Origin of the sequence: Neorhizobium huautlense (genome assembly GCF_002968575.1) — a bacterium.
GTDB lineage: Bacteria > Pseudomonadota > Alphaproteobacteria > Rhizobiales > Rhizobiaceae > Neorhizobium > Neorhizobium huautlense.
In genome coordinates this window covers 1-10,110 of record NZ_PVBM01000051.1, presented here as the reverse complement: position 1 = coordinate 10,110, position 10,110 = coordinate 1, and the positions used below count along the sequence as shown (strand labels likewise).

10 protein-coding genes are annotated in these 10,110 nt (G+C 61.0%); 2 read left to right on the top strand and 8 right to left on the bottom strand.

The window, feature by feature from the left end:
* Positions 1-149 precede the first annotated feature (149 nt).
* Positions 150-506, top strand: coding sequence for a P-loop NTPase family protein (locus tag C5L12_RS28920; protein ID WP_245423053.1), 357 nt, complete (start codon positions 150-152; stop codon positions 504-506).
* A gap of 220 nt (positions 507-726) precedes the next feature.
* On the opposite strand, the gene rcdA is transcribed toward C5L12_RS28920, so the two are convergent.
* From rcdA to C5L12_RS26690, 3 genes are all read right to left on the bottom strand, one after another.
* Positions 727-1,239: a protease adaptor protein RcdA gene (gene rcdA, locus C5L12_RS26700; RefSeq protein ID WP_105375045.1), complete on the bottom strand. Its 513-nt coding sequence runs from the start codon at positions 1,237-1,239 to the stop codon at positions 727-729.
* A gap of 454 nt (positions 1,240-1,693) precedes the next feature.
* Positions 1,694-1,885, bottom strand: a complete 192-nt coding sequence (locus C5L12_RS26695) for a DUF1192 domain-containing protein (protein ID WP_105375044.1) — start codon at positions 1,883-1,885, stop codon at positions 1,694-1,696.
* Positions 1,882-3,162, bottom strand: a complete 1,281-nt coding sequence (locus C5L12_RS26690; protein ID WP_105375043.1) for an MFS transporter — start codon at positions 3,160-3,162, stop codon at positions 1,882-1,884. The genes C5L12_RS26695 and C5L12_RS26690 overlap by 4 nt, the downstream gene beginning before the upstream one ends.
* 145 nt (positions 3,163-3,307) lie before the next feature.
* On the opposite strand from C5L12_RS26690, the gene C5L12_RS26685 reads away from it, so the two are divergent.
* Positions 3,308-3,520 carry a hypothetical protein gene (locus tag C5L12_RS26685; protein ID WP_132409313.1) on the top strand — a complete coding sequence of 71 codons (213 nt, stop codon included), beginning with the start codon at positions 3,308-3,310 and terminating at the stop codon, positions 3,518-3,520.
* Here C5L12_RS26685 and C5L12_RS26680 read toward each other — a convergent pair whose 3' ends face one another.
* The 5 genes from C5L12_RS26680 to C5L12_RS26660 form a co-directional block, all read right to left on the bottom strand.
* Positions 3,521-4,438 (bottom strand): PhzF family phenazine biosynthesis protein, encoded by a 918-nt coding sequence (locus tag C5L12_RS26680; RefSeq protein ID WP_105375041.1) that lies wholly within the window; start codon positions 4,436-4,438, stop codon positions 3,521-3,523.
* Between the two features lie 102 nt (positions 4,439-4,540).
* On the bottom strand, positions 4,541-4,987 hold the full coding sequence (locus tag C5L12_RS26675) for a hypothetical protein (RefSeq protein ID WP_105375040.1): 447 nt from the start codon (positions 4,985-4,987) through the stop codon (positions 4,541-4,543).
* 204 nt (positions 4,988-5,191) lie between these two features.
* Positions 5,192-6,088, bottom strand: coding sequence for a fructose bisphosphate aldolase (locus C5L12_RS26670; protein ID WP_105375039.1), 897 nt, complete (start codon positions 6,086-6,088; stop codon positions 5,192-5,194).
* A 220-nt stretch (positions 6,089-6,308) separates the two neighbouring features.
* Positions 6,309-7,511 (bottom strand): phosphoglycerate kinase, encoded by a 1,203-nt coding sequence (locus C5L12_RS26665; protein ID WP_105375046.1) that lies wholly within the window; start codon positions 7,509-7,511, stop codon positions 6,309-6,311.
* 120 nt (positions 7,512-7,631) lie between these two features.
* The gene (locus tag C5L12_RS26660; RefSeq protein WP_105375038.1) at positions 7,632-9,455 is read right to left on the bottom strand and encodes a potassium/proton antiporter; all 1,824 of its coding nucleotides are present in this window, start codon (positions 9,453-9,455) and stop codon (positions 7,632-7,634) included.
* Between the last annotated feature and the right edge of the window lie 655 nt (positions 9,456-10,110).

The window sequence follows — 10,110 nt, the reverse complement described above, 5'->3', positions numbered from 1 at the left end:
CCCAGGCGCCAGGCCGGGAGAACTACGGGCCTGACGACCTCAACTGCTCCAACCGCCCGGTGCGGACCCGCATGCCGGGTGGTGTGGGAGGGGCGGAGCCAATAGGCTCCCCCCTATCCCGATTGTGATGTTGCGGTCGGGAGACCCCGGTGAAAGAGCAATCCGATATTCCGACTGTGTCCCGTCGGATCGTGATCATGGGCAATGGCGGATCCGGCAAGACGTGGCTGGCGCAGCGGCTGGCAAGGCCGCTTGGCCTGCCGCTGTTTCACCTGGACGACGTTCATTGGGAGCCGGGCCGCTACGGGATTGCCCGCGACAGGGCGGCCGTGCATGAGGATATCCGAATGATTGCGGCGGGTGAAGCCTGGCTGATGGAGGGCGTATACGGTTTGTACGTCAATATAGCCTTGCCGAGGACAACGACTCTAATCTGGCTCGATGTGAGCGAAGAGGAATGCGTGGCGAATATCCTGCACCGCGGCATCCAGGGTGGCGAAAGCTAGCAATCATTCGAGGAGCTGGTCAAATGGGTTTCGGAATACCGGGCCAGAAAGAATAACTGGAACGCATTCGACGGCCATCTGAAGCTCTACGAAGGCTTTGCCGGCCCCAAAGTCCGACTGCACAGCCGGGAGCAGATCCTGGGATATGCGGAAAGTTTTCTCAAGGCATAAAAAAGCCGGCGCAGGCGACCGCACCGGCTGTGGTACTTGCAAAACTCGTTCAGTTGCCGAAAGCGGTGCGCAGCAGATTGAGCTGGGCGCGGACGCTGTTTTCGTTGTCCGGGAGGACTGCGGCGTCGGACGCGCGATAGATCTCGCGGTCGAGAAGCGCGATGCGGTTCTGCAGCCGCAGCGAACGTTCCACCAGATCGCGGAAGCCTTCCGGCAGTTCGAGCCAGCCGGGAGCGTTGCGGTCGACGTTGAAGCCGTCCAGGCGCACCTTGCTCTTTTCCGACATCACCTGGTCGCGGCTCATTTCACCATTGTTGACGGCGCGCTGCAGGAGCAGCCAGGAGGCCATCTGCATCAGGCGGGTGGTGAGCCGCATGGATTCCGCGGCGTAGAGAACGGATGCCATGCGCGGCAGAACCTTGGACGCGGCCCGGCCGGTACCGTCGAGATAGCTTGCGGTCTCCTCGACAAGCGCCATGCCTTCCGTGTAGAGCGCCTTGAACTGCGACGACGTTGCGGCGCGGCCGGCGAAACTGACGGTGTTCAATCCCTGTTCGGACATCGAATTCATCCTGCTAACGCAATCACATTCAGGCAATGGCAACGGCGGATAAAAGTTCCCCTGCCGTTCTGTCTGCTTGAAGATGGTACTTATAATGGAAATCCGCAAGCCGTTTCTTAAGGAAAGGTTAATACCCACAGGAAGTGGTAAACGCCGGCACGGTTCCTGAAATGGGACGTATTTCGGGCGGCGAATACAGCATTTCGGAGAGTAGGGCTACGGCTTTTTTATGCAGTCACTCGCGATGCAGAGCGGCGACGGAGGATCTGCAGGAAAAAGAAGAGCCGCGGAAAGGCGGCTCTCAAGGTAAAACAGGGAGAAATCAGACCATTCGCCGAACGGTGAAACTGTCTGAGTCCGGGAGGCCCGAACTGTCTCCATATTCTTTGTTAATGATTAATATGCCGTTAATGCCAGGCGAGAAATACTTCCGATCTTTGCAATATATTTGGCTTTATGACCGGAAGAGACCATCTGCCGCACGGCGTCCGGCTGCCTTTCTTTCTTTCTCGGCCTCCAGGCGAGTGATCTCCTGTCTCAGGAGGCCGATGCGTGAGTCGAGTTCGTCGACGGAGAGCATCGAAAGGTCGGCGCCGATCTCATGCGCCGTCGGCTTCTTCTGGCGATCGTCATCGAGAAAGCTCATGGTGCCTCCTTCTTGAGGGTGCTGTCAGCGCCGGTCTCCGCCTGGGCACGTGGGTCAAGCGACAGGCTTTCCGGCGTGGCAAGCGGCGCCGTCGAGGTGGGCGCGGTCGTATAGGCCTCGCGGTCGCCGCTCGGCACAGCGGCGCGCTGGCGGCTGCGGACGATCGCATAGGCGGTCACCAGAATATGCGCTCCGGCCGTCACCGCAAAGAGGGCATGTGGACCGGCCCAGCTCATGACCGGCCCGCCAAGCGTCGGGCCGATGATCGTGCCGATGCCGAAGAGCAGCAGCAGCCCACCCGAGACCTTCACGAAATCCTCCGGCGCGGCGAAGTCGTTCGCATGGGCGACGGCGATCGGATAAAGCGCGTTGGCCGCTGCACCATAGATCGCCACCAGCACGACGATGCCGTAAACGTCGGTCGGACGGATGACGGCAATTGCCAAGCCGGCAAGCGCTGCCGCTGCCGAAAGACCTGCCAGCACATATCGGCGGTCCATGTTGTCGGACAGACGGCCCGCGGGAAACTGCATGATCGCACCGGCAAAAATGGTGATGCTGACCATGGCGGCGACCGCCCCGTTGTCCAGGCCTGCCCGGGTGCCGAAGACGGCCCCCAGCGTGCCGTAGGCGCCGTTCGCGATGCCGATCAGGAGGATGCCGACACAGGCGATCGGCGACGTCCGGAAGAGGCCCGGAAGATCCAGCCGCGCCCTTTTCAGCGGCTGCGGGGAGGCGGCCTTGGAGAGCGTCGTCGGCAGGGCTGCAACGCAGTAGAGGATACCGCAGACCATGAAGAGCGCCGGCGTCGACACGTCGCCGAACGGCACCATCAGTTGTCCTCCCACCACGCCGAAGAGCGTGATGGAGATGTAGAAGGAAAAGATCGTGCCGCGGCTTTCGGTGGTGGCGCGTTCGTTCAGCCAGCTTTCGATGATCATCGAGGTGCCGGCGGTCGAGAAACCGGTGAAGGCGCGCAGGACCAACCAGGTGTTCTGGTCGACGAGAAGTCCGGTCAGCAGCACGTTCAGGCAGATCAGCGAAAGGAAACCTGAAAAGGCTCGTACATGGCCGATGCGGCGCACGACATTCGGGGCGACGAAACAGCCGATGACGAAGCCGGAAGCCCAGGTGGTGCCGAGCAGGCCCAGCACCTCGTTTGAATACCCCTCCGCCGAACCCCGCACGGGCAGCAAAAGGCCCTGGAGACCGTTGCCGAGAAAGAGGAAAAGCGTACCAAAAAGGAGGGCGAAGACTGGGAGGAGATTTCGTCTCATCGTGGTACTGTCTGCTCTTTTCGCGAATGCGATCGATAATGGAATCGGGGGGCGTGCAAGCATGGTTGCGCGCCGATGAACCGGGCGTTAACGAAGGCGGAAGCGGATTTGCGGATGCCCCCGAATCTGTTGATGGATATCTGTGGTGGAGCGCAAAAATGTCCAGCCTATGGCGGCGGCGGAAACGAAGGCGGGAATGACAAAGGCGATCGCCATCCTGCTGATGCTTGCCATGTTGATCCAGATCATCAAGCCGCTCGGATTGCCCGGTCTGAGGCGCCGGGGTGATTTCTGGAAGCTCGCGGTCTTCGCCTTCGCGATCTGGAGTGCGGCGCTTTTACTGAGAGACTTTACCTGATCAGCAGTCGACCAAGCCGCGCATGACGGATACACATCGGCCGGTGACGCGCACGTCGGTCACGGTGCCGGCGGCCTTCACCACATCGATTTCGATCAGGCTGCGGCGGCCCATTTCAACGCCTTGTTCTATCGTGATGTGCGTCTCTGCCTCGGAACCGGGGGCGCGGGTGACAAGAAAGGCGGAAAGGGCGGCGGAGGCGCTGCCGGTCGCCGGATCTTCCATGATGTCGTCGAGCGGCGCAAACATGCGGGCGCGGATATGCCACGGGTCGTCCACGCTGCGAACATAGAGGAAGAGCGAGAAATCGCCCGTCGATCTGGGATGTCTGGCGGCGGCTTCATGAAATACCGAAACGTTCGGGCGGGCGGCGGCAAGCGTCGCGAGATCTTCGAGTTCGGCTATAGCGAAGGGCAGGCCGACCGAAGCGACAATCGGCGCGTGGTTCGACGTGCGGATCTTGGCGGCATCAATCGAGGCGCAGCCGGCGATCAGTTCCGGAGCGATCTCTTCGGCGAGCTCCAGTGGTTGCGGGGCACGGATCGTGGCCCCGGTCACGGCACCGGCCTCCCGGAGAAGGTTGACCTCGACCAGCCCGGCGATCTCTTCGAAACGAAGCGTATCGGTGACGGGTTTTCCAAAGACGTCTTTTTGGCGACCGAGGACGAAGGCGGTGCCGACATTGGGATGACCTGCGAACGGGATTTCCATCGTCGGTGTGAAGATGCGGACACGGGCGCTGTTTTGAGAATTTTCGGGCGGCAGCACGAAGGTGCTTTCGGCATAACCGAACTCGGTGGCGATCTGCTGCATCTGCCGGTCGGTCAACCCGCGCGCGTCGGGAACCACGGCAAGCGGATTGCCCGCAAAGCGTTCTTCGGTGAAGACATCGACGGTAACAAATTCGGCGGTCGGCATAGCGCCCTCATCTGCAGCAGGGATCCGCCGATCTAAATCCTTCCGGATGGTCCGAACCAGCCAATCTTTTTGATCCTTGCATCACGAAAGGCAATGCGGTCTCTAGGCGAGGCCATGCTCCTTCATTGCCTTCTCTTCGTCGCCGGTGACGTAGGCGAAAATCCTGGCATCACCATCCGCGACGGTGACGAAGTAGAAGTTGGTGAAGCAGATGCGACCGTTCTCGCCCGCCCTGTTGACGTAGACGAATTCCCAGCCCACCTCCGCCAGGGCATGCAGATCATTGAGCGGCGTGACGCGCAGACCGGTCAGCAGCATCTCCTTGCCGCCCACCTCGCGGTAGTGCGCAAACCCTTGCGGAATAACCTCGCGGAACCTCTCGTCATTGGCTCCGCCCATCACACCCTGCGGGGCTGAACCAACGAAATAAGGGGCGAAGAAAGCAGCCACCCTGCCGACGTCCACCGAGGTCGGATCCGCCAGAGCCTCATTACTGACACGGCCGTAGTCGTTGAAAAGCTCACGTACCTTTACTTCCAGTTCCGTCATGGCTTGACCTCCTGACCGCAAGAAAACGTGGTGGCTGCGGTTCGGTTCATCAAGCTTTGCAGATCAGAGCGCAGACAAAAGGCCGCTCCGTTGCCGGAGCGGCCTTTTCCTCCCTTGAAAAAGCGCATGTTTATGCTGCCTTTTCGAGATCTTTCTTCCGGCTGAGATCAGCGACGTGCTCCCCAACCCATTGTTCAGATGGCGTCAGGACTTGTCGATGCTTGCGGCGTAGATCTGATCGATCGTTTCCGCGAGGCTGGCGTTAAACTCCGCGTCGCTCATCGTGACGCGCAGCTTTTCCGTCAGTCCGCGCGAGAAACTCGCGATCATGCCATGGTTATGGCTGAGCTTTTCACAGGCTTCCGCTGTGCTGTAGCCGCCGGAAAGGGCAACGACGCGGATGACCGACTTGTGAGCGATCAGAGGAGCGTAAAAGTCGGCAACCGTCGGGATCGTCAGCTTGAGCATGACGGTTTCGCCTGCGGGAAGCTTGTCCAGCTGCTCGGCGATCTCGTCGCGCAAAATGGCTTCGGCCTGTTCCTTGGTCGGGCTTTTGATCGACACTTCAGGCTCGACGATCGGGACAAGGCCTTGGCCGATGATCCGACGCGCAACCTCGAACTGCTGCCGCACGACGGCCGCGATGCCGGCCTTGTCGGCATGAGCGATCACCGAGCGCATCTTGGTTCCGAAAATTCCCTTTTCGCGGCCGCGGATCAAGAGAGCGTCCAGATCGGGCATCGGCTTCATGGTCTGAACCCCGTTTTCTTCGGCATTCAGGCCCTTGTCGACCTTCAGGAAGGGTACGACGCCGCGCTTTTCCCAGAGATAGGACGGGACAGGCTGACCATCGACGTCGCCGTCCATGGTCCGTTCGAAAAGGATTGCACCGATGACCTTGTCGCCCGTAAAGGCCGGCGCGCTCATGATGCGGACGCGCATGGCGTGCATCAGGCGGAACATCTCTTCGTCACCCTGGTAGTCGGATTCGGACACACCATAAAGGCGCAACGCTCCGGGTGTTGAACCACCGCTTTGGTCCAGCGCCGCAATGAATCCAGGCGCAGAACTCATCTTGTTCAACATCTTGGCGTCCACCATACTAACTCCTGTCCCTAAAGTTGGCGCGAAACGCGCTCATATCTCCCAAAGCTTGGAATTTGCGGATAACAGAAGTTTTTTTAAAGGGAAATGCTCGCCTAACGTACTGAAACGATTGAAATGCTTTCAATCGTTTAAAATATCTAAATTTCTTTAAACGGGTTAACATCGAAGCGCGCCGCCCTATATCGGCGCGCCTCTTGCTTTCATAATGCTCCAATCAGGCCGTCTTGGAAAGGACGGAAACCCCCGGCAGTTCCTTGCCTTCCATCCATTCCAGGAACGCGCCGCCGGCCGTCGAGACATAGGAGAAGTCGTCAGCCACACCGGCATGATTGAGGGCCGCTACCGTATCGCCGCCACCGGCGACCGAGGTGAGCCTGCCGGCCCTGGTTTCGGCGGCGGCATGCTGCGCGGCGGAGACCGTCGCCTTATCGAAGGGTTCGATCTCGAAGGCGCCGAGCGGTCCGTTCCAGACGAGCGTCGCGGCTTTGGAAATCCAGTCGTTCACAGCCGTCACCGACTTCGGCCCGACATCGAGCATCATGGCGTCAGCCGGGATTGCTTCGATGTCCACCACTTCGTTGGCAGCACCGGCCTTGAACTCGCGGGCGACGACGCCGTCGACGGGAAGCACGATCGCGCAATTGGCCGCTTCGGCCGCCTTCATGATTTCCCGTGCGGTTTCTGCAAGGTCATGTTCGCAGAGAGACTTGCCGACACTGATGCCCTTGGCGGCGACAAAGGTGTTGGCCATGCCGCCGCCGATGACCAGCGCATCGACTTTCGTGACCAGGTTCTGGAGGAGATCGATCTTGGTGGAGACTTTTGCGCCGCCGACGATCGCCACCACGGGACGGGCCGGATTGCCGAGGCCCTTTTCCAGCGCCTCAAGCTCTTCCTGCATGGTGCGGCCGGCATAGGCGGGGAGGTGATGGGCCAGGCCTTCGGTGGATGCATGTGCGCGGTGGGCGGCGGAGAAGGCGTCGTTGACGAAGATGTCGCCGTTTTTGGCGAGCGCTTCGGTGAAGCCGGGGTCGTTCTTTTCCTCGCCCTTGTGGAAGCGGGTGTTTTCGAGAAGCAGAATGTCGCCGTTCGCCATCCTGGCGACGGCCTGTTCGGCCTCCGGGCCGATGCAATCGGCGGCAAAGAGGATCTTCTTGCCGAGCACGGCATTGACGGCCGAGACGATCAGCGACAGCGACATCTCGGCGACCGGCTCACCCTTAGGACGGCCGAAATGGGCGAGCAGGATGACTTTGGCGCCCTTGCCGGAAAGTTCCAGGATTGTCGGTGCGACGCGTTCGATCCGGGTCGCATCGGTCACCTTGCCATCGGCGACGGGCACGTTGAGGTCGACGCGCACGAGCACGCGCTTGCCTGCGATATCGGAAAGGTCGTCGAGAGTTTTAAAGGCCGGCATGAGCTGATCCATCTGCTTGGGAAAGTCGCAGCGGACCATACTATGGTTGACCGGTGACGCAAGCGGTTGATCGGCCGGACGTGCATTCCCCGTTAACCGGCGGTCGCCGCCATGGGGCGTCTAGCCCTTTTTCTCCGGCACCGGTCTGCCGCGGTATTTGCGCAGCAGATCGCGAATCCGGTGGGCGATCTCGCGCATGTTGATGAAGATCGGCAGGTTTGTGGCGGGCTCGACCGGCTCCAGCGAAATTCCGATGCTTTTGACATGCTCGTGTTCATCGAGATCGCGGACGATCAGGATGATCGAACCGAAACGGATGCGGTCGGCGTAATCCGCCCGGCCGCCGAGTCGCGAAGTGATAAGGTCGCCGACGGTCATGTTCTGCTCATTGGCGGAGAGCAGGCCCGGGCCATAGGCCGCATCGAGCTCCCTGGCCGGACGGGTCGGTGAGATCGCGAAGGCGCCGAAGAATTCCGCGTCGTCCTCGTCGACCGGCACCTGGCTTGCAAAGATGCGGTCGAGCAGTTTCGAATAGGCCGGCGAGATGAAGAGATAGACCTGGTCGTTCTCCTTCAACCGGCCGGCATATTGGTAACGCATGCTGCGGCCGTCGCGGATGACGAGCGAGGGCATGGCCCAGCGCGGGATGCGCTCGCCGCCCAGGATCGGGCTGTCCTTCATGACGCGGTAGGAGATCAGTTCGTGATGGGCGGTACCCGGCAGGTCGAGCTCGATCTTGTCGACGGCGCCGATACGCGGCGGAATGATGAGGCCGAGCTTCTGGGCGACGGGCTTGATCGTCCAGCCCTGAACCAGGAGAGACACCAGCACGATGATGAATGTGGTATTGAAGAAGATCGAGCCGTTCTCGACGCCGCTCAGGATCGGCATGATGGCGAGCAGAATGGAGACTGCGCCGCGCAGGCCGACCCAGGCGACGAAGCCGGTTTCCTGCTGGGTGAAGTCGTAGGGAAGCAGGCTGAGCCACACCGCGATCGGCCGGGCGACGAAGATCAGGAAAAAGGCAAGGCCGACCGCCGGCAGCAGGATGACCGGGAATTGCGATGGCGTGGCGAGCAGGCCGAGCACCAGGAACATGATGATCTGCGCGAGCCAGGTCAGCCCCTCGTTGAAGCGGACGATCTGCGCCTTGGCAAACATCTTCCGGTTGCCGGAATAGATGCCGGCGACATAAACCGCCAGGAAGCCGCTGCCGCCCATGGCGCCGGTGAAGGAAAAGACCAGCAGCGCCAGCGTCAGCACGAAGATCGGCGCCAGGCCGCGGTCGGAGGTGAAGCGGTTCAGCACCCAGACGATCATCATGCCGCCGAGCAGGCCGAAGAGCACACCAAGGCCCATTTCTTCGATGAACAGCAGCAGAAAATGCGCGTTCAGCCCGGAAAAGCCCTGGCCGGTCGCGACGAGTTCCGCCAGCGCCACCGTCAGGAAGATCGCCATCGGATCGTTGGTGCCGGACTCCACCTCCAGCGTCGAACGCACCTTGTCGCGGATGTTGATGCCGCCGATGCGCAGCAGGAAAAAGACGGCGGCCGCATCCGTGGAGGCGACGATCGCGCCGAGCAGCAGGCCTTCGAGCCATGTGAAGCCGAGAAGCAGGACCGCGCCGATCGAGACGATCCCGGATGTCAGCACGACGCCTGCCGAGGCGAGCGTCAAGGCCGGCGCCGCGGCGATGCGGAACGAATGAACGGGCGTCATGAAGCCGGAATCGAAGAGCACGATCGCCAGAGCAAGCGATCCCAGCATGAAGGTGAAGGAGTAGTTCTCGAACTGGATGCCGAGCCCATCGACACCGGCGGCGAGCCCGATCGCCAGGAAGACAAGCAGCAATGGCGCGCCGAACCGGAAGGCGAGGAGACTCGAAAGGGCGGCCACCAGCACCAGGACCGTGCCGACCAGCAGGATGATGTAGAACGCCTCCACCTATACGGTCCCTTCCTTTACCCCTTGCCCGTCACACGTTCCCCGCCCGCAGCCCCGGAACCGGAACTGTGCCCCGCCGCGAAGCGGCTTCTGAAGAATGAGACAGATCCCGGCTCGACGCCAGGCGAATCGATAGAACACATTGATTAGGCGGGAACAATTCCGGCAAGAGAAGGGCAGGGCGGAAAAAAGACGGATTCGTGCCTTGGTGCCGATGGCTTTTTACTTTTCTGCCCGGCGTCTTGTCCCAAAAACGGGTGCTACTTTTGGGGACGCTGGAGGATCGGAGAGCCCACACGAATGCGGAACCTCAGGTGAGTTTAGTAATGTGGCTCCGCATTCGCGTGGCCTTCGGCGTCTTGTCGAGGCTTCCGGCCTCTACAGGTGATCACCTCGCCTCGCTGCGTGGCTTTGTTCGCGATTTCCTTTCGGGAAACCTCACCACTTGCACGGCTCAACCGAACCTGGCCCGGCGGCTAGGGGGAGGCTTGATAGGGTTCGGGTTGCCCCTTGCCCATGGCTTTCACCTCTTCCACCGTCCCCGCACGTTACGGTTTTGATGAAAGCGCCGGCCCCGCCTGCCCGCGAACGTCTCGCGAAACACTCCGGTGGTGGGAGCGGGAGGATTGTAGGCATGGGTTGGAGGGGTGGGGAA